The following is a 23,791-nucleotide window of genomic DNA, read 5'->3' as shown; positions in this document are numbered from 1 at the left end:
CCGGGGCTTGCTCCTTCGTCGCGTACGCCCCGGCGCCTGACCGGCGGCCCGGCCGCGACCGGCCACTTCGTGGCCGCCCCTCCCTAGGGGTCGGGGTTCGGGGTTGGAGTGTGGTGGTCGGGTATGTGAGGTGGGGTGGGGTAGGGGTTGGAGTGTGGTGGGTCTAGGTGAGGGGTGTCGCGGTTGGGTTTGTGGGTTGGGAACGCGGTGATGGCGGTGTTCGTGTCTGTCGGAGGGTGTCCCTAGACTCAGCCGGGTGAGTTCACCGACGACTGCGCAGGCATCGACAACGACCACTGCCGCTGACGGCGAGCGGCCTACGCTGCTGCTCCTGGACGGGCATTCGATCGCCTATCGCGCGTTCTTCGCGCTACCGGCGGAGAACTTCAAGACCGTCACGGGTCAGACCACCAACGCGGTGTACGGGTTCACCTCGATGCTGATCAATCTGCTGCGCGACGAGAAGCCCAGCCATGTGGCCGCGGCGTTCGACGTGTCGCGCAAGACCTTCCGTACCGAGGCGTACCCGGAGTACAAGGCCAATCGCAGCGCCACCCCGGACGAGTTCCGTGGGCAGGTCGAACTCACCAAGGACGTGCTCGGCGCGATGGGCATTCCGGTGATGGCCATCGACGGCTACGAGGCCGACGATGTGATCGCCACCCTCACCACCCAGGCGATGGCGCAGGGCTACCGGGTCCTCATCGTCACCGGCGACCGCGACGCGATCCAGCTGGTCAACGACGATGTCACCGTGCTCTACCCGAAGAAGGGCGTCTCCGACCTCACCCGCTTCACCCCGGCCGAGGTGGAGACCAAATACGGCCTCACCCCCGCGCAGTATCCCGACTACGCCGCCCTGCGCGGTGACCCGAGCGACAATCTGCCCGGCATTCCGGGCGTGGGGGAGAAGACCGCCGCCAAGTGGATCCGCGAATACGGCGACCTCGCCACCCTGGTCGACCGTGTCGATCAGGTGAAGGGCAAGGTCGGCGACTCCCTGCGGGCGAACCTGTCGAGTGTGGTGCTCAACCGCCAGCTCACCGAGATGGTGCGCGAGGTGCCGCTGCCCTACACCCCCGACCAGCTGATCAAGGCGCCGTGGGACCGCGACAAGATCCACCAGCTCTTCGACGATCTCGAGTTCCGGGTGCTGCGCGACCGGCTGTTCGACACGCTGGGTTCTCCCGAGCCGGAAGCCGAGTCGGGTTTCGAGATCAGCGGTGGTGCCATCGATCAGGGCGCGGTCGCCGACTGGCTGGCCGAGCACGCGAAAGCGGGTGTGCGTCATGGTCTTTCGATCGTCGGAACCGGCACCCCGGTACACGGTGACGCGCGGGCACTGGCCATCGCCGCCGCCGACGGTGAGGGTGGCTACATCGATCTGACCGTGCTCACCCCCGAGGACGAAACCGCTCTGGCCGCCTGGCTGGCGGACCCCGAGGTGCCCAAGGCGCTGCACGAGGCCAAGTCCGCCGGGCACGCGCTGCGCGGGCGCGGTTTCACCCTGGGCGGCCTCGCCACCGACACCGCGCTGTCTGCCTACCTGGTCCGTCCCGGCCAGCGCAGTTTCAACCTCGACGATCTGTCGCTGCGTTACCTCAAGCGCGAACTGCGCGTCGAGACCGGCGACACCGGCCAGCTCTCCCTGCTCGACGACGAGGACACCGTCGCCGCCGATATCGCGCGCGAGGAAATGCTGCGCGCCCGCGCGGTCGCCGACCTGGCCGTCGCCCTGGATACCGAACTCGAGGCCATCGAGTCGACCCCGCTGCTCACCGAGATGGAACTGCCGCTGCTCGGCGTGCTCGGTCAACTGGAGGAAGCGGGCATCGCGGTCGACGTCGCCCAGCTCGAGAGCCTCCAGCAGCTGTTCGCCGACCGTGTCACCGAGGCCGCGAACGCCGCCTACGCGGTGATCGGCAAGCAGATCAACCTCGGCTCGCCCAAACAGTTGCAGGTGGTGCTGTTCGACGAGCTCGACATGCCGAAGACCAAGCGCACCAAGACCGGCTACACCACCGACGCCGACGCGCTGGAATCGCTGTTCGAGAAGACCGGCCACGCGTTCCTGGAACACCTGCTGGCCCACCGCGACGCGACCCGGCTCAAGGTGACCGTCGACGGCCTGCTCAAGTCGGTCTCCGACGACGGTCGCGTGCACACCACGTTCAACCAGACCATCGCCGCCACCGGTCGCCTCTCCTCGACCGAGCCGAACCTGCAGAACATCCCCATCCGCACCGACACCGGCCGTCAGATCCGCGACACCTTCGTCGTCGGCTCCGGCTACGCCGAGCTGATGACCGCCGACTACAGCCAGATCGAGATGCGCATCATGGCGCACCTGTCCGGGGACGCGGGCCTGATCGAGGCCTTCAATTCCGGCGAGGACCTGCATACTTTCGTCGCGTCGAAGGCTTTCGATATCCCGATCGCGCAGGTGAGTTCCGAGCTGCGCCGCCGGATCAAGGCCATGTCCTACGGTCTGGCCTACGGTCTGAGTTCCTACGGGCTGAGCGCCCAGCTCAAGATCAGCACGACCGAGGCCAAAGAGCAGATGGACGTGTACTTCGACCGCTTCGGCGGCATCCGCGACTATCTGTCCGATGTCGTGGATCAGGCCCGCAAGGTCGGCTACACCCAAACCCTGTTCGGCCGTAGGCGTTACCTGCCCGACCTGGATTCGGGCAACCGTCAGCGCCGTGAGTCCGCCGAGCGGATGGCACTGAACGCGCCGATCCAGGGCACCGCCGCCGACATCATCAAGGTCGCGATGATCAATGTGCAGAACGCGATCCGCGAAGCGGGTCTGCGTTCGCGGATGCTGCTGCAGATCCACGACGAGCTCGTCTTCGAGGTCGCCGACGGCGAGCGCGATGCTCTCGAAGCCCTTGCGCGCGAACAGATGTCGGCCGCGATCGATCTCTCGGTCCCACTGACGGTCTCCGTCGGCACCGGCCGCAGTTGGGACGCGGCCGCCCACTGAGCCGGTTCGGGCCGGTCCGGCACCGGGCCGGCCCGAAATCCGTATGACAAACCCGGCGCCTGTCGACAATGCTCTACCGCATGCTGATTCGCCCGGGTGGCTCGACCGACAGCGCGGCCGTGGCCGCCCTCCACACCGCCAGTTGGCGCATCGCCTACGCGGGCATCTTCCCGGACGACTATCTCGCCGGTCCAGTCGACGCCGACCATGCCACCCGCTGGCGCACCCTGATGACCGAACCGGTCACCCCGGGGCTTTTCGTCGCCGAACACGACGCCGACCTGGTCGGTTTCGCCTATTTCCGGCCGACCGATGACGGCCGAGTCCTGCTCGACAACCTGCACGCCCACCCCGCCGCGCACGGCAGGGGCATCGGCACCGGCCTCATCGACGCGGGCCTGAGCTGGTCGGCTGCCACCTACCCCGATCGCCCGATCTATCTGGAGGTCCTCGCCGCGAACGCTCCCGCCATCGCGTTCTACGAGCATCGAGGCTGGCACCGAACCAGCTCCGGCACAGTCACTTTCGATGCGGGCTTCACCGTGCCCGAATACGAGTACACGTGGCGACCGCCGGTGTGAGCGCGGCGGCGACGGACCGACCCGGCCCACGCAGCACACTGGGCACCGACCGTAGTGGCCGATGCCCAGTGGGGTTGGAACGCGAGATCAAGCGTTGACGTTCACCGTGTCGTCGGCGATCGAGTAGCTGATCTTGCCGTTCTCGAAGTGGCTGATCTTGCCGCCTTCGATGTCCTGCTCGTCGGAGGTCGGGTAGCCGAACCGGCCGCCCGCGCCGCCTTCGGCCTCCCAGGCCTGACGGATGGCGCCGTAGACGGTCTTGGCTCCGGTCGGGAGCTTGAAGTAGATAACTCCGCCGGTGAATTCCTGGAACTTGCCACCGTTGGCGGCGTCCTGCTCGGCCGAGGTCGGCTCACCCAGCGGGCTGGACGCGCCACCGGCTTCGTTGTAGTGATCGCCGATAGCCCCAGTGACTTCGAATGCCATGTCGAACAATTCCTTTCACGCGGTAACAATTGGCCTAGCGGCCGCGACGCTACCGTGCGATCGGCCGTTCTCGGCCGCGACTCGCGCAAGCTTCACGATCTGGTCACACTTTATTAGCCGCAGATTCGCTAGTGATCGATGGCGGAAGTCGGCGCCTCGTGGTGGTGGGTGCGAGACCGTCTCTGCCTTGTGCCAAGGTGGGCCGGGCGGCGTCAGAGAAAACGCTGGACGATAGCTTCGGCGATCGCGCCGGGCTCGTGTTCGGGGATGAAGTGCTTGGCCGCGGGCAGCTCGACCACCCGGTGATCGGTGAACGTCGCGCGCATCCGTGGCAGGAACGAGCCGGGTCGAAACGCCATATCCTTCATGCCCCAGACCAGCAGCGTCGGTGTGGCGCCGAGTCGCGCCGGCACCTCGGTGGCCAGCCGTTCGAGGAAGGGGCGGGCCGAAAGGATCTGTCCCGGCATCGCGGCGATGCCCCGCCTGGCCTCCGGCGAAGGCTGCACCGCGCGATAGTGATCGGCCTCGGCCGCGCTGATCGTGTCGCGCAGCTCCGCGAGCAGGAAACGTTCGACGAGCAGGTTGTCGCGCAGGATCCGTCGCTGCATCGGTGAGCTGCTCATGACCCGGCTGAATGCCTTCTGCGGCCAGGTGTCCGTCGGCCACAGCAGGGTGTTGCCGAACACGAGTCCGCGCACCCGGTCGGCGCGTTCGGCACCGACCGCGGCACCGATCGGTCCGCCCCAGTCCTGGCCCATGATCACGAACTGATCGAGCCCGAGATGGTCGACGAGCTCGCCGACCACAGCGGCGTGTTCGGCGATGGTGTAGCCGTAACCAGGCGGACGTTCGGACAGTCCGAAGCCCGGGTAGTCGACCGCGAGGCACCGAAACCGGTCGCCCAGCGCGCCGATGATCTTGCGATAGATAAAGCTCCAGGTGGGGCTGCCGTGGCAGAACAGGATAGGGATCCCGGAGCCCTCGTCGATGTAGTGCACCCGCCCCGCGCCGGAATCGAACCACCGGGACTCGAACGGGTAGAGCGTGGGGTCCGGTGTGAAATCGATCAGCATCGCGTCCATCCTGGTCGGGGGCTCCGGACTGACCTTACGGACGAAAAGTGCGGCAGTTCAATACCTTCGGGGCCGAACCGCTCTGCGATGGGTGCCACCACAGCGGGCAAGCCCCCACCTTCCCGCGTGCTCGCGGGACAGCGAACAGGTGGACGCTCCGAGCACACGCCTGGTCGGCCGGATCGATCCGGGCGCGGCGAACTGTGGCAGCATCGGCCCTGTGTCCACTGATGTGATCGCCACCCCGCTGCCCGGCTGCCCCGATATCGGGCAGGCTTTCGCGATGTCGTGGCCGGTGCGACTCGGCGATACCGACGGCGACGATCGATTGCGGCTCGACGCGGTCGCGCGGTACCTGCAGGACGTCGGTTTCGACCATCTGGACGCGGTCGAGGACGGCGACACCCACCAGACGTGGATCGTGCGACGCACGGTCATCGACGTCTACGAGCCGATCATGTTCGGTGACCGGGTTCAGCTGCGACGGTGGGCGGACGCGCTCTCGAATCGATGGTGCGACATGCGAATTCAGCTACGCGGGGAAAAGGGCGGACATATCGAAGCCGCGGCGTTCCTGATCCACATCGACCCTGTCGCGGGCCGCCCCGCGCGGATGAGCGACGCGTTCATGGCGCCCATGCTGGCCAGCACCACCGAACACCGCCTGCGCTGGAAAGCCGCGCTCACCGAAATCGACGACACGCAGGTGGCGGCAGTGCCGTTCCCGCTGCGTGTCACCGATGTCGACCGGCTCGGCCATGTCAACAACGCGGTGTACTGGGAGGCTGTCGAGGAAGCGCTCGCCGCGCACCCGGACCGCCACCGGTTGCCGTACCGCGCGATCGTCGAACACGTCGGCCCGGTGATGATGGGCGACGAGGTGATACTGCGGACGAGTTCGCAGCCCGACAGTCTGCGCGTCCAGGTCGACGTCGACGGCTCGGCGCGCGCCCTCGCCTCGGTGGAACCCCTGACCGTCGGTGTAGCACAGCGCTGATCCGGCGGCGAGAGCCCTGGAACATGGCGGTGAGATGTTCGAACCCGGCCGCCGGGGCGACGGTGCCCCATGGGCGAAGCGGTACCTATCGTCGTCGCCCGGGTCGATGTTACCGATGCTGAGCTGCGGTGATGGTACTCACCGGTAGACACTCCGGGCGGTGAACCAGGTTGCGGTTTCCCGATGATCGCCCTATTCTCGACTGCGTGTCGAATCCCGCCCGCTGTGCCGCGCTGCTAGTCGCTGACCGCGACAACGCGGTTGCTGCTGCGCAGACCGCGCAGGAAGCATCACGGCGAATTCTTGTCGTAGTAATCCGCCGTAGCGGGGTCTGATTCGGACCAGCCCCTACGCTGCGGGCTGCTTTTCATCGTTCTGCTGGTCCCATCCTGCCAACGAAGACATCTTCGGGAAGACCTCACCTGCAATGACGCTGACACTGGACCATGCCCTGCTCGCCGCCGCCCCCAAGGGCCTGCGCGCCGAGCTCACCGACCTCGACCCCGCCGCCTTCCTCGACCGGTACGCCCGCGCCGACGGATCCATCGCACTGCGCGAATGGTCCTGTTCCGGAACGGATTTCACCGCCACCCTGGAATTCGCCGACCACCTGCGCACCGTCATCGCCACCGGCAGCCCCGTTGCCGCGATGACCTCCGCGCTCTACGACGAGGGCTACCCCCTCGAGATCCTGCACTTCCATCAGCGCCCGACCGCCGAGGGCATCGCCACTTTCATGAAGTGCGAGTTCAACGGCAGGCGCGGCTGGGCGGTGGCCACCGCCGCCGACAGCGCGGAATCGACCGTGCGCGCCATGATCGCCGGCGTCAACCTGCTCGCGGGCTGACACCACCCGATACACGCAAGGGCCCGTTCACCTCGAAAGGTGAACGGGCCCTTCGCGTTGCGCCAGTCGCGCGATTCGCCGCAGGACTATTCGGCGGGGGTGGTCTGCTCGGCGATCTGCTTGCGCACCTCGTCCATGTCCAGATCCTTGATCTGGGTTACCAGATCCTCGAGCGCGGCGGGCGGCAACGCTCCCGGCTGCGCGAAGACGAGCACGCCCTCGCGGAAGGCCATGATGGTCGGAATCGACTGGATGTTCGCGGCCGCGGCCAGTCCCTGCTCGGCCTCGGTGTCGACCTTGCCGTAAACGACGTCGGTGTGCTTCTCCGACGAGGTCTCGTAGGTCGGTGCGAAACTGCGGCACGGACCGCACCAGGAAGCCCAGAAATCGACGAGGACCACGTCGTTTCCGGTGATGACTTCGTCGAAGTTCTGCTGGGTCAGCGTCTGGGTGGCCATGACGTCCTCTCCTTGTCGGTGTCCTCGGCTGTAACGCCGCGGTATCCCACTATCTTCCCCCGATCGTGTGACGCTGCGGCCGTCACTGCCCATGTGGGCGGCGAATCCGCACTACAGCGGCCAGAAACTCGGTATCGACCGCGTGTCAGAGCGGCCCTCGTTGTCGGCGCGGGCGGGCTGGGCGCGAAGATGGCGGGGTGAGTGTGACGAATGCGAATCTGCGACTCGGAGTGATCGACGGCGACGGCATCGGACCCGAGGTGGTGGCCGCGACCCGTGCGGTCGTCGACGAGGCGATCGGCGCGGCCGGGCTCGCCCCGGTGCAGTGGGTGCCGCTGGTGATCGGGCACGACGCGATCGCCGCCTACGGCAACCCGTTGCCGGAACAGACGATGACAGCACTCGCCGATCTCGATGCCTGGATCCTCGGCCCGCACGACAACGCCTCCTACCCCGCGGACCTGCGCGTGGCGCCGGGCGGCGCCATCCGCAAACGGCTCGACCTCTACGCGAACATCCGCCCGGCCATCGCCTTCACCGGGGTGCGCGCGATGGCCCCCGATATCGACCTGGTGATCGTCCGGGAGAACAGCGAGGGCTTCTACGCGGACCGCAATATGTTCGCCGGGTCGGGGGAGTTCCGTCCCACCGAGGACGTGGCGATGGCGGTCGCGGTGATCACGCGCACCGCGTGCGAGCGGATCGCGCATCAGGCGCTGCGACTCGCGCGGGGTCGGCGCAAACGGGTCACCGTGGTGCACAAGGCCAATGTGCTGCCGATGACGACCGGCCTGTTCCGAGACGTCTGCTACGAGGTGGCCGAGCAATATCCGGATGTGACGGTCGACGACGAACACGTCGACGCGATGGCGGCGCACCTGGTCCGCTCGCCCGCCGAGTTCGATGTGATCGTCACCGAGAACCTGTTCGGTGACATCCTCTCGGATCTGGCGGGCGAGCTCAGTGGCTCGCTCGGCATGGCCGCCTCGCTCAACTGCTCCGACACCCGCGCCATGGCGCAGGCCGTGCACGGCGCGGCGCCCGGACTGGCCGGACACAATCGCGCCAATCCCGCCGCGTTGCAATTGTCGGCGGCGATGCTGTTGCGCTGGTTGGCAGTTCGCGATGGTAATCGTTCGCTCCACGATGGCGCCGATCGCATTACCCATGCAGTGGCGGCGACGCTGGCGGCCGGAATCGCGACCGCGGATCTCGGCGGCCTGGCTTCCACCAGCGAATTCACCGAACAGGTCCGGGCCCGCGTGCACCGGAGATGAAGGGACTTCTTTCGCATCGGCTGATTAATCTTCGGTTACTGTCGCACCACGCTGTGTTCGGTTGGCATACATTGCCGAACAGGCGCTGACATGTGGCCGGCGTCGACGTGAAATGTGGAGGCTCCTTTGTCTGTTCGAACTGTGCTCGGCCGTGGCGCCGTGAAACTGCTGTGTACCGTCGCCGGCGGCGCGCTGTTGCTGACCGGCTGCGCCGAGAACACCGAGGGCGACGGCGCCTCGGTGAACAAGGTGTCGGCGGAGAAGGTCGACGCGCTCGCCGCGGCGGTTCCCGACAAGGTGAAGCAGGCAGGCAAGCTGGTCGTCGGGGTGAACGTGCCGTACCAGCCGAACGAGTACAAGGACGCCGGCGGCAAGATCGTCGGATTCGACGTGGATCTGCTCGATGCCGTCGCGAGCACCCTCGGGCTGAAGGTCGACTATGTCGAATCCTCGTTCGAGAAGATCATTCCCGCTATTCAGGCAGGGACCTACGACGTGGGTATGTCCTCGATCACCGATTCGCGCGAACGTGAACAGCAGGTCGATTTCACGACCTATTTCTCCGCGGGTATCCAGTGGGCCCAGCAAACCGGTAAAGCCGTCGACCCGAACAATGCGTGCGGCAAGAAGGTCGCCGTACAGTCCACTACGGTCGAGCACACCGAAGAGATTCCCGCCAAGAGCGCCAAGTGCGTCGCCGAGGGCAAGCCCGCCATCGACATGAAGGCATTCGATGAGCAGAGCGCCGCGACCAACGCGTTGGTGCTCGGCCAGGTCGACGCGATGTCGGCGGATTCCCCGGTCACCGCCTATGCCGTCAAGCAGAGCGAAGGCAAGATCGAGGCCGCAGGCCCACTGTTCGATTCGGCGCCCTACGGCTGGGCCGTGCAGAAGACCTCCCCGCTCGCGGCGGCCCTGCAGAAGGCGCTGCAGCATCTGATCGACAACGGCAAGTACGGCGAGATCACCACCAACTGGGGTGTGCAGGACGGTCAGATCAAGACCTCGGTGATCAACGGCGCAGTGAGCTGACGTGACCGAGGAGAAGGCCACGGTGGAGGTGCCCGGACCGGGCACCGAACCCGAACCGATCAAAGCGGTCCCGCTGCGCAGGCCGGGCCGCTGGATCGCGGCGGCGATCATCCTGATCCTGGTGGGATTGTTCGTCTACGGTGCTGCTACCAATCCCGCCTACCGGTGGGATACCTACGGCAAATATCTGTTCGACGCCCGCATCACCCAGGGCGCGATCGTCACCCTGGAACTCACCGTGCTCGCGATGGCGATCGCGGTGGGTCTGGGCACCGTCCTCGCGGTGATGCGCCTGTCGCCGAATCCGGTGCTGCGCACGGCCGCGTGGATCTACCTGTGGATCTTCCGCGGTACCCCGGTGTTCGTGCAGTTGGTGTTCTGGGGCCTGGTGCCGTCGCTGTACAAGCAGATCGACCTCGGGGTGCCGTTCGGCCCGCAGTTCTTCCACCTCGATGTGCAGCAGCTGCAGGCGGCGTTCCTGTTCGCGGTGATCGGCCTCGGCCTCAACGAAGCCGCGTACATGGCCGAGATCGTGCGCGCGGGGATCAACTCCGTCGGCGAGGGCCAGCGCGAGGCCTCGGTGGCGCTGGGTATGTCGTGGACGCAGACCATGCGCCGCACGGTGCTGCCGCAGGCCATGCGGGTGATCATCCCGCCCACCGGCAACGAGCTGATCGGCATGCTCAAGACGACCTCGCTGGTCACCGCGATTCCGTTGAGCACCGACCTCTTCGGCCGCGCCCGTGACATCTACGGCGTCAACTTCCAGCCGATCCCGCTGCTGCTGGTCTGTGCCACCTGGTATCTGGCGATCACCAGCGTGCTCATGGTCGGCCAGTACTACTTGGAACGCTATTACTCACGTGGTGCCACCCGGCAGCTGACCGCCAAACAGCTGCAGGAACTGGCCACGGCGCAGGCGGCGGTGAAGGCGAAATGACCGAATCAGTGGTGGCAGCCGCGCCGATGGTGCTGGCCGACCGGGTGTGCAAGAACTTCGGCGCGTTGCAGGTGCTCAAGGGCATCTCGCTCGAGGTCCAGCGCGGCAAGGTACTGACCCTGGTCGGCCCGTCGGGCTCGGGCAAATCGACCTTCCTGCGCTGCATCAATCACCTCGAGCAGGTGAACGCGGGCAGGCTCTACGTCGACGGTGATCTCGTCGGCTACCGGGAGAAGAACGGCAAGCTCTACGAGATGCACGAACGCGACGCCGCGCTCCAGCGGCGTGATATCGGCATGGTGTTCCAGCATTTCAATCTGTTCCCGCATCGCACGGCACTGGAGAACGTGATCGAGGCGCCCATCCAGGTGCGCGGGATCCGCAAGGCCGAGGCGATCGCCAGGGCTGAGGAACTGCTCGAGCGGGTCGGGCTCTCGGCCAAACGCAATGCCTATCCGGCGCAGCTATCCGGTGGTCAGCAGCAGCGTGTCGCGATCGCGCGGGCGCTGGCGATGGATCCCAAGCTGATGCTGTTCGACGAGCCGACCTCGGCGCTGGACCCCGAGCTTGTCGGTGAGGTGCTCGCGGTGATGCGGGAACTGGCCGATTCGGGAATGACCATGCTGGTGGTGACCCACGAGATGGGCTTCGCCCGTGAGGTCGCCGACGAATTGGTGTTCATGGACGCCGGTGTGGTCGTGGAGTCGGGCCCGCCACGTGAGCTGCTGGCCAACCCCCAGCACGAGCGCACCCAGGCTTTCCTGTCACGCCTGCTCTGAGACTGTCCCCTCGAGGTTTGCTCAGGGGGTTTCCTGGTTCTGCAGGCGTTCCAGGGAGACCTGGGCCTGGGCGATGCGGCGGATGGCGGCCAGTGCGGTGTCGCCGAGGACGGTGAGGACAACGACCGCGTCGATGATGTCGTCGCGCCCACCCGCGGACAGGGCGGCGGTCACGTCGTTCTCCGCGACCGCGCGCGTGCTGTCGAAGTAGGTGGGCAGGGTGGTGCTCGCCCAGTCCCGATAGCCGAGTTGCGCGAGTCGAACGATCACTCCGGTGAGGGTGTCGACGGCCTGCGGGCTGGGTTTCATGTCCCAGCCGCGGCGGTCCATCTCCGCGCGCACCGCGTCGTAGGCGCGATCCCATTCGGCGTCATGGGCCGCGGGTACGGGCGTGGACAGGCTGTCCTGCGTCACACCGAGCACATGGAACAGGGGCATCTCGGGGGAGTCGATCGCGGCGAGTACATCGGCGACGGTGGCGACCGGGATCCCGCCCACCTCGATCAACGCGCGGATCAGGCGCAGTCGGCGGAGGTGGCCTTCGCCGTAACTGGCCTGATTGGGGCTGGTGCGTTCGCCCGGGGGCAGCAAGCCCTCGCGCAGGTAGTACTTGATCGTCGCCAGCGCGATGCCGCTGCGTTCACTCAACTCCGAGATTCGCACTCTTACCTCCGTGTTGTTCCTACCCCTTGCCTACGTCACCCATAGCGGATAGTCTAGCTATCCATAACGGATAGTATAGCTATCTATCTCTGGGAGATTCGAATGTCAGTCCTGACCGTCCCCTCGCTGCCCCGCCCCCACACCCCCCTCCATCGGCCGCTGATGTATTTCGCCGCCGCCAACGCCGCGCTCGTCGTGGTCGGCCTGATCGGGATGCTGGTCGACGACCGGGTGATCGCCGGATCGACCGCCTGGTTCAAGCCGACCAAGTTCGCGATCTCGTTCGTGTTCTACAGCGTGGCGCTGGCCTGGTTGATGTCGTTGCGGCCCACGCTGTCTCGGCTCACCTCGGCGATGGCCACGGTGGTCGTGGTCGCCGGGGTGATCGAACAGGTGATCATCTTCGGCCAGGTGATCCGCGGAACTCGCAGCCACTACAACGTGACCACGACGTTGGACGCCACCCTCTGGGTGATCATGGGATCCACCATCGTCATCCTGTTCCTGGCGACCCTGGTGATCGGGATCGGCTTGATGCGCGCACGCCTCGGCGACGCTTCGATCACCTGGTCGATTCGTCTCGGCATCGCGATCACCCTGGTCGGATTGGCGCTGGGAAACCTGATGCCGCAGCGGGAATCCGGCGTCGAGGGCATCGCGGGCGCGCATACTGTCGGCGCTCCCGACGGCACGCCGGGAATGCCGCTGACCGGGTGGAGTACCACCAACGGCGACCTGCGCATCCCGCACTTCTTCGGCATGCACGCGCTCCAGGCGCTGCCGCTGCTCGCGGCGCTGCTGGTCGTGCTGGCGCCACGAATCCCGCTGCTGCGGTCGGTGCGCGTGCGGCTCGGCCTGATCATCACCGCGTCGGCGGGGTACGCGGCGGTGCTCGCGCTGGTCACCTGGCAGGCGCTGCGCGGGCAACCGTTGATCCACCCCGATCAGGCCACGCTCACCGCCGCGGCCGCGATCGTCACCGGAGTTGTTGTCGGAGTGTTGATCTCGGTCGCGAGCGCGGCCGGTACCCGAAAGGTAGTCACCGCATGAGCACGCTGTTCGACCTGTCCTTCTTCGTCACGGTGCCGTTCTGGGCCCTGATGATCTTCGCCCCGACCTGGCGCTGGACCCGCACGATCATCTCCTCGCCGTGGATTGTGCTGGTGCCCTTGGTGATCTGGGCGATCGTCGCGGTGCCGGTGTTGGGCGCGATCTGGTCACTGGTGACCTCGCCGTCCTTGTCGGCCATCACCGAGGCCGCCGCCGACCCCGCTGTGCTCACCACGCTGTGGGCGCAGATCATCGCGTGGGATCTGTTCCTCGGGCGGTGGATCTATCTCGACAGTCGCGCGCGCGACATCCATCCGCTGCTGATGGGCCCGCTACTGGTCGCCACGATTCTGCTCTCGCCGATCGCCTTCCCGATCTACCTGCTCGTCCGCGAATTCGCTCGACGTTCGCGGGCCGGGAGTCCCGCTGCGGCACGGCCGGACTCGGTGGGGGCGTAGTCGCCGTGGGCCTGGCTCGGGGCGACTCGTGGTCAGAAAAGGCACGGCCTCGGTGGCTGTGTCGGTAGTCCGTCGCCGCGCGTACGCGCTGTCAGTCTTCGTCGAAAGTGGTGGCACGGGAGATCTTTTCCCACGCGAGCACGTCCTCGCGGATGGCATCGAGGTGGTCCAGGACGGCGTCGACGGAGTCGGCGCCGAGGGGCAGGCGCAGCGGCGGCTTCTCGGCGGACAGGGCGGCGCGGATGGCGGCGGCCGCCTTGGCCGGATCGCCGGGCTGGGTGCCGTCGCCGGCCTCGACCATGCGGCGGGTGGCGCCCGCGGTGTCGGCGTAGACGTCGGACTCGGGGCTGAACGCGGCGGCTCCGGGGCCGAACAGTCCGGTACGGAAGGCGCCGGGTTCGACGATCAGTACCTTGATGCCGAACGGCGCGACCTCTTCGGCGAGTGCCTCCGACAAGCCCTCCAGCGCGAACTTCGTGGCGCTGTACGCGGAGAACCCCGCGAAGGACAACTGCCCGCCGACACTGCTCATCTGCACGATCGCACCGCCGCGCTGCGCGCGCATATGCGGCAGCACCGCACGGGTGAGCGCCGCGGGGCCGAACAGGTGCAGGTCGAACAATCCGCGCAGCTCGGCCTCGGTGGTCTCCTCGACCGCGCCGACCTGGGTGCGACCCGCGTTGTTGACCAGCACGTCGATGCGGCCGTGCCGGGCGACGACATCGGCGACCACCTCGTCGATGCGGGCGGTGTCGGTGACATCGAGCGCGATCGCCTCGAGCTGATCGGGGTGCGCGGCGACCAGTTCGTCGAGGGCGGCGGTGCGGCGGGCCACGGCGATGACGATATCGCCCGCGTCGATCGCGTCCTGGGCGATCGCGCGACCGAAACCGCTGCTCGCGCCGGTGATCAGCCAGATCTTCGGAATGCTCATCAGGTGCTCCTGTGTCCGTGGGTATTTCCCGAGCAATGTTTCCGGCCGACGAGTATGCCGTCCAAGATCCTGTGTGATAACCAAGAGTTATGGATGTCCACGGACGCGACCTGCGATACTTCGTCGCGGTAGCCGACCGGTTGAGCTTCACCGCCGCCGCCGAGGCGCTGTACATCTCGCAACCCGCGCTCAGCAAACAGATCCGCAGGCTCGAAAACCAGTTCGGCGCAGCACTTTTCGTGCGGGGTTCCCGCTCGGTCGCGCTCACCCCGGTCGGCGCGGCGCTGCTGCCGCACGCACTGCGTCTCCTCGCGACCTGGGACACCGCCGAGGCCGCGGTGGAGTCGGCGAAAGCCACCGAGCAGGCCACACTGGCCATCGGGATCAGCACCAGTCCCGGTCGTGGCATCCTGCCGGCTGTGCGCTCCCGGTTCACCACCGCGTTTCCGCACGCGAAACCGCTACTGCGACAATTCGGGTGGGGCGACCCGACCGCGGGCTTGGCCGATGGCACCAGCGATGTGGCCTTCGTCTGGCTGCCGCTGCTCGACAGTGACCGCTACCACTGGCTGGTGGTCGCGTCCGAACCCCGGCTGGTCGCCCTGCCACGGTCGCACCATCTCGCCGCACGTGACCGGATCGAGTTCGCCGATCTGCTCGACGAGCGCTTCTTGGCGTTGCCCCGCTCGGCGGGTCCAGCGCGCGACTATTGGCTCGCCGTCGACGAACGCGCCGGGCGACCGGCGACAATCGGTGCCGAGGTGTCGAGCACCGAGGAGACCTACGAGGCACTCGTGAACCTCGACGGCATCGTCCTGCTCGCCACCGGCAACGCGGCGCTGGTCGCCCACGACGGCGTAGTGACCAGGCCGGTCGACGGCCTGAGCCCATGCGAACTCGCCCTGGCCTGGCGACGCGACGACAACCGTCCACTCGTCCGTGGCTATGTCGAAGCGTGCCTACTGGCCACCACGCGGTGACGGGCTACAACGGCATCAGGCGGTGTTTGCGCGGGGCCTGCTCGACATGTTTGTCGCCGAGCAGGCGCAGTGCCTTGCGGATTTCGAGCCGGGTACTCGACGGCTCGATCACCGCGTCGATGTAGCCGCGTTCGGCGGCGATCCAGGGCGTGGCGACGGCGGCGTTGTAGAAGTCGACCATCTGCTGACGCACGGCGGGCCGGTCGGCCTCGGGGACGGCGGCGAGCTGTTTGCGCTGGGTCAGGCCCACCGCGGCTTCGGCGCCCATCACGGCGATCCGGGCGGTCGGCCACGCCAGGTTGATGTCGCCACCGAGTTGCTTGCACCCCATCACCGCGTAGCCGCCACCGTAGGCTTTGCGCACCACGACGGTGACGATCGGCACGGTGGCCTCGACGACCGCGTAGAAGAAGCGGCCACCGCGTTTGATGACGCCGATCTTCTCCTCCTCGACGCCCGGCAGCACGCCGGGGGTGTCGACGACGAACACCAGCGGAATGTCGAAGGCGTCGCACAGGCGGATGAAGTGCGCGGCCTTGTCCGAACCGCGCGCGTCGATCGCGCCACTGGCCACCAGCGGCTGATTGGCGACGACACCGACACTGCGCCCGTCGACCCGCGCGAATCCGGTGATCAGGTTGCGGGCGGCGCCGTCGCCGACCTCGTGGAACTCCCCGTCGTCGAAGATCCGCAGCAGGACCTCGTACATGTCGTAGCCTCGACGATCGGAATCCGGGATCAGCGCGTCGAGTTCATGGTCGGAGTCCGTGAGCTGTGGCTCCAGTCCCGGGTTGACCAGGGGAGCGCGTTCGTAGCAGTTCGACGGCATGAAGCTCAAATACGTTCGCACCCAATCGAACGCGGCCTTCTCGTCCGCCGCCACGTGGTGGATGTTGCCGTTGTGTGCCTGGTTGAACGCCCCGCCGAGTTCATCCATGGTCACTTCCTCGCCGGTGGTCTCGCGAATGATCTCGGGCCCGGTGACGAACATGTACGCCGACTCGGTCGCGATCAGCACATCGGTGTTGATCGGCGAATACACCGCGCCCGCAGCGCATTTGCCCAACATCACCGACACCTGCGGCACCACCCCGGACAGTCGCGTCTGCCGCCTGCTCATCTCCGCGTACCAGGCGAGCGAGGTGACCGCGTCCTGCACCCGCGCGCCGCCGGAGTCGTTGATCGCCACGAACGGGCAGGCGATATCGGCGGCCAGATCCATCGCCATCGCGACTTTGCGTCCGAACATCTCACCCACCGAACCGCCGAATACGGTCTGGTCGTGGGCGATCACCACCACCGGCCGTCCGTCGATCCGGCCGTGCCCGGTGACCACGCCGTCACCGTAGAGGCCATCGGACGCGCCGGGTTGTTTCACCAGCGCCCCGATCTCGGTGAAACTGCCGGGGTCGAGAAGTATTTCGATGCGTTCGCGTGGGCTGGGAATTCCCTTCGCCCTACGCTTGGCGATTCCCGCGTCCCCCGCGGGTTCCCGCGCCGCCGTCAGATTGTCCCGCAGCTCTTGCAGTTTCGCAGCAGTAGTCGACTCCACCACGCACGCCCTTCCTCGTCCTGGTCGAGCTCTCCTTCATCGGTTCGCTAGAGCGTAGCGCTGACCCTCGCGCCGCCGTCAACGGCACGACCCAGCGATACCCACCCGATCACGTCGGTACGCCGTCGGTGTCGGCCGCGCGACCGCCGAATGCGATACGCAACTGGCCGAGCAGCACCTTCGCGGCCGGGTCGAGTGGACGGTCGGTGCGCCACGCGAGTGCCAGGCGACCGTGGATTCGGGGCGCGACGATGTCGAGAGTCCGTACCGCGAAGTTTGCTGCCTCGGCGGGAGTGAGGGCCGGGACTATCGCGGTGCCGAGGCCGCGGGCCGCGAGTGCGAGCAGCAGTGGGGGAGCGGCGGCCTCGAAGGCGACGTTCGGAGTGAAACCCGCTGCGGCGCAGGAGCGTTCGAAGATTCCGCGCAGACCGGTACCGCTGGTGAGGCAGATCAGGCGGTGATCGGCGAGTGCTGCCAGGGTGATGGTGCCCGCCGATTCGGCGGGGGCGACGGGCGCATCGTGGGCCACGGCGGCGACGAGCGGGGTCTGCAGGATCACGTCGAGGCCGATTCCGGAATCCGTGGGGGCGCCGGTCAATCCGGTCAGCGCGATATCGAGCTCCCCACGTTCGACAGCGGCGAGCATTCTTTCCGCCGTGTCCTCGGTGAGGCTGATCCCGACCCGCGGATGATCGTGGTGGAAATCGGCGAGCACGCCCGCGACATCGAATACCTCCGACGCCGCTCCGGAGATCATGCCGAGCCGGACCTGCCCACGCAGCAAACCGGTGAACTCGTCGACCGTGTCCCCGATCCGGTCGACGGCGGCCAGCGCGGCGCGTGCGTGCTCGAGCACCGCGGCGCCGATGGCGGTCGGTGTCACGGTGCGGGCGTCGCGGTCGAGCAGGCGCTGCCCGAGTTCGCGTTCGAGCCGGCGGATCTGGGTGCTGAGGCCCGGTTGGGACAGATGCAGCCGTTCGGCGGCCTTGGTGAACCCGCCTTCGTCGACGATCGTCACGAAGTACCGCAGCTGGCGCAGTTCCATAACAGTTGATTATAGGTAGTAGAAATACTATCTCTTGTACTTATGTGCTCGTGCGGCGCAGAGTCGAAGACATGACAGATATCGCGACGAAGTTCACCGGGCCGGTCTTCACTCCCGACGATCCCGGGTACGCCGAGGAGATCGCCGGTTTCCAGACGGCCTACACCCACCGTCCGGCATTCGTGGTCGGCGCCCGGCACAGCCAGGACGTGCGCGCCGCGGTGGAGTTCGCCGCGCGGCACGGGCTGCCGGTCGCTGTCCAGGCAACCGGGCACGGTTTGTCGGTCGCCCTCGATGGCGGCGTGCTCATCACCACCGGACGCATGGACGCCATCACCGTCGACCCGCGGGCCCGCACCGCCCGCGTCGAGGCGGGGGTGCGGGCGGGTGCGCTGGTCGACGCGGCCGCTCGATACGGGCTCGCGCCGTTGCACGGGTCGTCGCCGTCGGTGGGCGTCGTGGGGTATGTGCTCGGCGGTGGTCTCGGCTTGCTGGCCCGCGAATTCGGTTATGCCGCAGATCATGTGCGCCGCATAGAACTCGTCACCGCGGACGGCAGGATGCGCTCACTCGGTCCGGCGGACGAATTGTTCGGGGCGGTACTGGGTTCCGGCGGGAACTTCGGCGTGGTGACCGGTCTCGAACTCGACCTCGTCCCCGTCACCGAAATCTATGGTGGCCAGCTGGTTTTCGATACACCGCTGGTCGACGCGGCCCTGGAGGCGTGGCGTACCTGGACCGCGACCGTGCCGAGCGCGGTGACCTCCACGATCGCGGTGGTGACCTATCCCGATATCGCGGCCGTACCGGAATCGTTGCGCGGGCGCCACGTCGCCTCGATCCGGATCGCCTTCGACGGGCCGGACGAGCAGGGACACCGATGGGTCGAGCCGTTGCGGCGGATCGGTCCGCGCCTGCACGACGATCTGCGCACGATGCCCTACGCCGAATCCCACACCATCCACCGCGATCCGCCGTTCCCGCACGCCTACGCCGCGACCAACGCGCTGCTCTCGGAATTGACACCGCAGGCTCTGTCCGCGCTGCGGACGTTGACGGCGCCGGGTGGCTCGGTCGACGCCGTCATCGACATCCGCCATCTCGGTGCCGCCCTGCGCCACGGTGGCCCGGCGTCGATCGATCATCGTGAGGCGGACTACCTCGTGCGGGTGATCACCGCTCCGGGCGAGGGCGACGCCGCGCCCGAGGGTCTGGCGCGCGTGCGCGAAGCCTTGGCGCCGTGGACGGTCGGGCACAGTCTCGCGTTCCTCTACGGTGCGGGCGGTGCGGCGGACACGGCCCAGACCGCGGCCGGCTACTTCCCGGACACCTATCGCAGGCTGGCGGCGGCGAAGGCGAAGTACGACCCGCGAAACATGTTCCGCGCCAACCGCAATATCGCCCCCGGTGTCTGACGCCGCTTGCTCGAACGCCTGATATCTACTATCTTGGTGATATCACTCAGATATCGGGAGGATGTCATGGAGCTGCGGTCCGCATTCCGCGTCAATGGATTCGTCGTCGTGCTGGGGTGGCTGGTGTTCACCCTGTTGTTCGGGGCCGCCGCCGTTCTCGCGTTCATCGCCGCCACCCAGCACTCCGGTGGCGCACCGGCCTGGATCGGCGCGGTGGCCGCCGTCGTCGTGCTGCTGGTCGTCTGGTTGTTCGCCACCGGGCTGATCATCGTGAACCCCAACGAGGCCAAGGTCGTCACCTTCTTCGGCCGCTACATCGGCTCGGTCAGTGACCCGGGCTTCTTCTCGGTGGTCCCGCTCACCGACCGCAAGTCGATCTCGCTGCGGGTGCGCAACTTCGAGACCCAGAAGCTCAAGGTCAACGACGCGGACGGCAACCCCGTCGAGATCGCGGCGGTCGTGGTCTACAAGGTGGTCGACAGCTTCAAGGCGGCGTTCGCCGTCGACGACTACGAGGAGTACGTCGAGACCCAGTCCGAGGCGGCGGTACGCCACCTGGCCACCACCCACCCCTACGACGCCCACGACGACGCGCGCACCAGCCTGCGCGACGGCGCCGAGGTCGCCGAGGAGCTGACCGTAGAGCTGCGCGAACGCACCCTCACCGCCGGCATCGAGGTCATCGAGGCCCGCATCACCCACCTCGCCTACGCCCCCGAGATCGCCCAGGCCATGCTCGTGCGCCAGCAGGCCGCCCAGGTCGTCGCGGCGCGCACCCAGATCGTCGAGGGCGCCGTCGGCATGGTCGCCCTCGCCCTGGATCGGCTCGCCGAACAGGGCACTGTCGAACTCGACGAGGAGCGCAAGGCCAACATGGTCTCCAACCTGCTCGTCGTCCTCTGTGGCGACCGCGCCACCCAGCCGGTGGTCAACGCCGGATCCCTCTACTCCTGAGCCGCCCGATGACCCAGCCGAAGAAGGACCCCAAGAAGATCCTGCTGCGGCTCGACCCGGCCGTCCACGAGGCAATCGCCAAGTGGGCGGCCGACGATCTGCGCAGCGTCAACTCTCAAATCGAATACGCGCTGCGCCTCGCCCTCGATCAGGCGGGCCGAAAACCCAAGCGCGACTGATCGATCCGTCGTCACGGCGCTGTCAGCCGACCCCGAGTACGCGGGCGAGGAGGCGTTGGCGGGTGCGGGTCGCGGATTTGGCGAGGATGGCTTTGACGTGGTCGTTGACGGTGTGTTCGGAGAGGACGAGTTCGGCGGCCAGTTCGTGGGAGTCCAGACCGGTCGCCAGCAGGGTGAGGACCTGGGATTCCCGGGCGGACAGCGCGTGCGCCCGGGCGAACAGGTCGAGGCGTTCGGTGGCGGTGCTCGGTTCCATGGCGACGGCGATGTCGGGGCCGATCCGGTCGGCTTTGATGGTGAGCCAGCGGTTGCCGCCCAGGTGAACACGCGAGGTGGCGGGGCCGAGAGGGGCGGCCGCTTCGGTGGCGAGCAGGGCCGCGGCCGCGTTGTAGACCGAGGCGGGGACGGGCGGGATCGGTTCATCCGGCGGGAGCAGCCGCAGCAGCGAATCCGCGGCGGCCGCCGTTTGCGAGCGCACGTGCAGAGTGTCGTCCAGGAGTACGACCGCGGGGCCCAGCGGCGCGAGTCGAGCGCCGGACTCGTCGAAGGTGGCGCCGACGTGATATCGCAAGCCTGTGGTGACCGGGACTGTCAGGGTGCTCATGATGCCGAGTTCGGCTGTGGTGAAGGGGGATTCGGTGTAGCGGAGCAGTTCGAGGAAACCCCAGCAGCCGAACCGGTCGGCGAAGGTGACGGTGGCCGAGTCGGTGACGCCGAGATCGCGCTGCGCGGTCCGCCACAGCAGGGAGCGTCCCGGGTCACCGTCGGTGGCACCCAGTAGTGAGTGGGCGCCGGTGCCGCGCAAAGTATCCCAGCGATTGAGCGGCGTGAGATATCTGGCGTGGATCAAGTCGGGCAGGAGCGCGAAATCGAGGCCGGGGACATCGGCCAGCGGCGCCGTCGCGACCGCGGTGGCGGGGTCGGTGAGCGCGAAGACATAGCCGGTGAACGGGATCCGCGCGCGGATCTCGACCAGGACGAGTTCACGCCATCGTCGGGCGGCGTGCTCGGCGCGGCTCAGCCGGCCGATCCGGTCTGCCAAGGCACTCGGCACGAACCCAGTCTACGGCGGAAAATCCCCAGGATCCGGGATGTTCCGGTGCCGCGGACCGGCCGACCATGGAACTACCGATTCCGCACGACCACGGAGGCCATCATGACCAGCACTCTGCACATCGACAACACCGTGCACGACTTCGACGACTGGAAAGCCGCGTTCGACCAGTACGGGCAGTTCCGCGCCGACAACGGCGTGCGCGCCTGCCGGGTCGGCCGCGTCGACGGCACCCCGCACCGGGTGCTCGTCGACCTCGATTTCGACGATCGGGCGGCCGCCGAGGCGTTTCGCACCGCGCTGGCGACCGTGCTCGCCACCCCGCGCAGCCGCGCGATGGTGATCAGTCACCAAGCCTGGCTCGTCGACCTGGTCGACGAACGGATTTCGGCTCGATAGACGCGCCGGGCGCCCCACCGGGACAACCGAACTCGAATCCGCCGGTAAGTTGATCCGGTGCCCATCTCGTTCGACATTCCTGGAATGCAACAGTTGGACGACACGACCTGGGGGAATCCGGCCACTCGTGACGTCGTCGCGTTGAACTATGTCGACGGTGAGCCCGACCTGCCCGCTCGACTCGACGACCTGAAACGGTTGCGCAGGCGGCTGGCCGAGCACCACGCCCGGACCGGCTGCCTGATCGAGGCCTTCGTGGTGTGGGTGGACCAGTTGCCCGCCCTGTTGCGGGTGGAGAAGACCCAACTGGGTGGTTCGCGCGGTGAGCTCGTCTTCGCGGCGTCGATCGTGGTGCCCAAGGACCGGTGCTCGGCGGTGTTCCAGGTGATCTGCCCGGACACCGGTGTACCCGGCGCGCGCGAGACCACGATCGGGCGCCACGTTCGGCGTGACGAGATGTATCCGCCCCACCCGTACGCCCCGGGCCTGCGCGGGCGGTTGCCCTATCTGCTCTCCGACGACGTCCGCTTCGATGGCGAATTCCCGGATCACGCCCTGACCAGGGCGCGCCGCTGGGTCGCCGACACGGTCCCGAACGTGCGCGTCGACCCGTCGTTCGCCGCGCTGCCGGGGTTCTAGGGCTTCTCGGCGATGAAGATGGCGGTCCCGGGGAAGATCTGCCCGCGCAGCGGCGACCACTGACCCCATTCGCGGTCGAGCCACTCCGGCCAATCCGGTTCGACGATGTCGACCAGGTGCAGGCCCGCGCCGACGATCTCGCGGACCCGGTCGCCGATCGTGCGATGGTGCTCGACATAGGTCGGCACGCCCGCGCCGTCCACCTCTACATAGGGGGTGCGGTCGAAATACGGAATCGTAGCGGTCAGGCCGGCCTCGCCCGGATCGTCGGGGAAGATCCATCGCATCGGATGGTTGACCGAGAACACCCATCGTCCGCCCGGCCGCAACACCCGCGCCACCTCGCGCATCACCAGTGCCGAATCGGCGACGAACGGCACCCCGCCGAACGCCGAGCAGGCCAGGTCGAACGAGGCGCCGGCGAAGGGCAGCGCCTCCGCGCCCGCCTGAACCAGGGGCACTCGCGGTCCGCCCTGGTCCATCGCGGCCACGCCACGCTCGAGCATTCCTCGCGAGACGTCGAGCCCGACCGGGAAGGCGCCGTGGCCTGCCAGCCACCGCGAGCACGGCGCCGAGCCGCAGCCGATCTCCAGGATCGTCTTGCCGGTCACGTCACCGAGCAAGCCCATGTCACCCTCGTGCAGGCCCTCCGGGCACCACACGAACTCCCCGCCCGGGGAGTCGACGCCGAGGAAGTCGGCGTGCGTCTGGTGGTACTGCTCGGCGTCGGCGTCCCACCAGCGGCGATTCGCGCGCTCGCTGTCGCGCGAGTCGATCTTGGTTCGGGTGGTCGCTGAGGTACCGAGCAGTGCGTTGGCCTGCGCGTGGCGTTCGTCGTCGGACACGGCCAACAGGGTATCCGCGCGGGGCAGGGGGTGGTTTGCCCGGCTCGTCGGGGGTCGCGTACGCTGATGCACGCTGTAGAGGGACGCTGAATTTGATCAGCGGCAAGTGCGACGGTCCGTGCGATACTTTACCGGTATCCCATCGTCGCATCGTCGCGGTGATCTCGCAGCGTACCGAAAGTTCCAATGTCCGCAACCGACCACAATCCGTCCGGAGCAAACCCA

Annotated in this window: 25 protein-coding genes; 16 read left to right on the top strand and 9 right to left on the bottom strand. The window is 67.4% G+C overall.

The window, feature by feature from the left end; genetic code table 11:
* The first annotated feature begins 256 nt into the window (after positions 1–256).
* A complete protein-coding gene (polA, locus tag NA12_RS27455; RefSeq protein ID WP_067457543.1) occupies positions 257–2,989 on the top strand; it encodes a DNA polymerase I in 2,733 nt (910 codons plus the stop codon).
* Positions 2,990–3,069: 80 nt separating this feature from the next.
* Positions 3,070–3,570, top strand: a complete 501-nt coding sequence (locus NA12_RS27450; protein ID WP_067457637.1) for a GNAT family N-acetyltransferase — start codon at positions 3,070–3,072, stop codon at positions 3,568–3,570.
* A gap of 87 nt (positions 3,571–3,657) precedes the next feature.
* Here the strand turns inward: NA12_RS27450 and NA12_RS27445 are convergent, their stop codons facing one another.
* Complete coding sequence (locus NA12_RS27445; protein ID WP_067457540.1) at positions 3,658–3,996, bottom strand: LGFP repeat-containing protein; 339 nt, start codon at positions 3,994–3,996, stop codon at positions 3,658–3,660.
* A gap of 212 nt (positions 3,997–4,208) precedes the next feature.
* Positions 4,209–5,069, bottom strand: a complete 861-nt coding sequence (locus NA12_RS27440) for a haloalkane dehalogenase (RefSeq protein ID WP_067457632.1) — start codon at positions 5,067–5,069, stop codon at positions 4,209–4,211.
* Positions 5,070–5,289: 220 nt separating this feature from the next.
* Between NA12_RS27440 and NA12_RS27435 the strand changes: the two genes are divergently transcribed.
* Positions 5,290–6,066 (top strand): acyl-[acyl-carrier-protein] thioesterase, encoded by a 777-nt coding sequence (locus NA12_RS27435; RefSeq protein ID WP_084473140.1) that lies wholly within the window; start codon positions 5,290–5,292, stop codon positions 6,064–6,066.
* A gap of 427 nt (positions 6,067–6,493) precedes the next feature.
* Complete coding sequence (locus tag NA12_RS27430; RefSeq protein WP_067457537.1) at positions 6,494–6,913, top strand: 2-keto-3-deoxygluconate kinase; 420 nt, start codon at positions 6,494–6,496, stop codon at positions 6,911–6,913.
* A gap of 86 nt (positions 6,914–6,999) precedes the next feature.
* Here NA12_RS27430 and trxA read toward each other — a convergent pair whose 3' ends face one another.
* Positions 7,000–7,371: a thioredoxin gene (gene trxA / locus NA12_RS27425; protein ID WP_067457532.1), complete on the bottom strand. Its 372-nt coding sequence runs from the start codon at positions 7,369–7,371 to the stop codon at positions 7,000–7,002.
* Positions 7,372–7,568: 197 nt separating this feature from the next.
* On the opposite strand from trxA, the gene NA12_RS27420 reads away from it, so the two are divergent.
* The 4 genes from NA12_RS27420 (at position 7,569) to NA12_RS27405 (ending at position 11,399) form a co-directional block, all read left to right on the top strand.
* A complete protein-coding gene (locus NA12_RS27420) occupies positions 7,569–8,648 on the top strand; it encodes an isocitrate/isopropylmalate dehydrogenase family protein (protein WP_067457529.1) in 1,080 nt (359 codons plus the stop codon).
* 126 nt (positions 8,649–8,774) lie between these two features.
* Positions 8,775–9,680 (top strand): ABC transporter substrate-binding protein, encoded by a 906-nt coding sequence (locus NA12_RS27415; RefSeq protein ID WP_067457526.1) that lies wholly within the window; start codon positions 8,775–8,777, stop codon positions 9,678–9,680.
* 1 nt (position 9,681) lies between these two features.
* Positions 9,682–10,620 carry an amino acid ABC transporter permease gene (locus tag NA12_RS27410; RefSeq protein WP_067457523.1) on the top strand — a complete coding sequence of 313 codons (939 nt, stop codon included), beginning with the start codon at positions 9,682–9,684 and terminating at the stop codon, positions 10,618–10,620.
* A gap of 26 nt (positions 10,621–10,646) precedes the next feature.
* Positions 10,647–11,399, top strand: a complete 753-nt coding sequence (locus NA12_RS27405) for an amino acid ABC transporter ATP-binding protein (RefSeq protein WP_067457619.1) — start codon at positions 10,647–10,649, stop codon at positions 11,397–11,399.
* Positions 11,400–11,420: 21 nt separating this feature from the next.
* On the opposite strand, the gene NA12_RS27400 is transcribed toward NA12_RS27405, so the two are convergent.
* Positions 11,421–12,062: a MerR family transcriptional regulator gene (locus NA12_RS27400; RefSeq protein WP_067457520.1), complete on the bottom strand. Its 642-nt coding sequence runs from the start codon at positions 12,060–12,062 to the stop codon at positions 11,421–11,423.
* Between the two features lie 102 nt (positions 12,063–12,164).
* On the opposite strand from NA12_RS27400, the gene NA12_RS27395 reads away from it, so the two are divergent.
* The gene (locus tag NA12_RS27395) at positions 12,165–13,112 is read left to right on the top strand and encodes a hypothetical protein (RefSeq protein WP_067457518.1); all 948 of its coding nucleotides are present in this window, start codon (positions 12,165–12,167) and stop codon (positions 13,110–13,112) included.
* Positions 13,109–13,570: an ABA4-like family protein gene (locus NA12_RS27390; protein WP_067457515.1), complete on the top strand. Its 462-nt coding sequence runs from the start codon at positions 13,109–13,111 to the stop codon at positions 13,568–13,570. The genes NA12_RS27395 and NA12_RS27390 overlap by 4 nt, the downstream gene beginning before the upstream one ends.
* Before the next feature lie 91 nt (positions 13,571–13,661).
* Here NA12_RS27390 and NA12_RS27385 read toward each other — a convergent pair whose 3' ends face one another.
* The gene (locus tag NA12_RS27385) at positions 13,662–14,504 is read right to left on the bottom strand and encodes an oxidoreductase (protein WP_132370265.1); all 843 of its coding nucleotides are present in this window, start codon (positions 14,502–14,504) and stop codon (positions 13,662–13,664) included.
* Positions 14,505–14,593: 89 nt separating this feature from the next.
* Between NA12_RS27385 and NA12_RS27380 the strand changes: the two genes are divergently transcribed.
* Positions 14,594–15,484: a LysR family transcriptional regulator gene (locus NA12_RS27380; protein WP_067457514.1), complete on the top strand. Its 891-nt coding sequence runs from the start codon at positions 14,594–14,596 to the stop codon at positions 15,482–15,484.
* A 4-nt stretch (positions 15,485–15,488) separates the two neighbouring features.
* Here NA12_RS27380 and NA12_RS27375 read toward each other — a convergent pair whose 3' ends face one another.
* Together NA12_RS27375 and NA12_RS27370 are read right to left on the bottom strand one after the other, a co-directional pair.
* Positions 15,489–17,036 carry an acyl-CoA carboxylase subunit beta gene (locus NA12_RS27375; protein WP_067457511.1) on the bottom strand — a complete coding sequence of 516 codons (1,548 nt, stop codon included), beginning with the start codon at positions 17,034–17,036 and terminating at the stop codon, positions 15,489–15,491.
* A 109-nt stretch (positions 17,037–17,145) separates the two neighbouring features.
* Positions 17,146–18,081 carry a LysR family transcriptional regulator gene (locus NA12_RS27370; RefSeq protein WP_067457508.1) on the bottom strand — a complete coding sequence of 312 codons (936 nt, stop codon included), beginning with the start codon at positions 18,079–18,081 and terminating at the stop codon, positions 17,146–17,148.
* 71 nt (positions 18,082–18,152) lie between these two features.
* Here NA12_RS27370 and NA12_RS27365 point away from each other — a divergent pair, with 71 nt between their 5' ends.
* The 3 genes from NA12_RS27365 to NA12_RS33885 all read left to right on the top strand — a co-directional run bounded on the left by NA12_RS27365 (position 18,153) and on the right by NA12_RS33885 (position 20,629).
* Positions 18,153–19,496: an FAD-binding oxidoreductase gene (locus NA12_RS27365; protein ID WP_067457505.1), complete on the top strand. Its 1,344-nt coding sequence runs from the start codon at positions 18,153–18,155 to the stop codon at positions 19,494–19,496.
* Positions 19,497–19,562: 66 nt separating this feature from the next.
* Entirely contained in the window at positions 19,563–20,450 is an 888-nt protein-coding gene (locus tag NA12_RS27360; protein WP_067457502.1) for an SPFH domain-containing protein, read from the top strand.
* 8 nt (positions 20,451–20,458) lie between these two features.
* Entirely contained in the window at positions 20,459–20,629 is a 171-nt protein-coding gene (locus NA12_RS33885) for a type II toxin-antitoxin system antitoxin (RefSeq protein WP_132370263.1), read from the top strand.
* Positions 20,630–20,651: 22 nt separating this feature from the next.
* On the opposite strand, the gene NA12_RS27355 is transcribed toward NA12_RS33885, so the two are convergent.
* Positions 20,652–21,683: a helix-turn-helix transcriptional regulator gene (locus NA12_RS27355; RefSeq protein ID WP_067457499.1), complete on the bottom strand. Its 1,032-nt coding sequence runs from the start codon at positions 21,681–21,683 to the stop codon at positions 20,652–20,654.
* A gap of 102 nt (positions 21,684–21,785) precedes the next feature.
* On the opposite strand from NA12_RS27355, the gene NA12_RS27350 reads away from it, so the two are divergent.
* Positions 21,786–22,082 (top strand): hypothetical protein, encoded by a 297-nt coding sequence (locus NA12_RS27350; RefSeq protein WP_067457496.1) that lies wholly within the window; start codon positions 21,786–21,788, stop codon positions 22,080–22,082.
* Between the two features lie 84 nt (positions 22,083–22,166).
* On the top strand, positions 22,167–22,721 hold the full coding sequence (locus NA12_RS27345) for a hypothetical protein (RefSeq protein ID WP_067457493.1): 555 nt from the start codon (positions 22,167–22,169) through the stop codon (positions 22,719–22,721).
* Here the strand turns inward: NA12_RS27345 and NA12_RS27340 are convergent.
* A complete protein-coding gene (locus NA12_RS27340) occupies positions 22,718–23,566 on the bottom strand; it encodes a class I SAM-dependent methyltransferase (RefSeq protein WP_067457613.1) in 849 nt (282 codons plus the stop codon). The two genes, NA12_RS27345 and NA12_RS27340, sit on opposite strands and share 4 nt — an antisense overlap.
* Positions 23,567–23,791 lie beyond the last annotated feature (225 nt).

It is taken from the genome of Nocardia alba NBRC 108234 (genome assembly GCF_001612665.1).
Taxonomy (GTDB): domain Bacteria; phylum Actinomycetota; class Actinomycetes; order Mycobacteriales; family Mycobacteriaceae; genus Nocardia; species Nocardia alba.
This window is presented reverse-complemented; position numbering and strand designations above follow the sequence as displayed.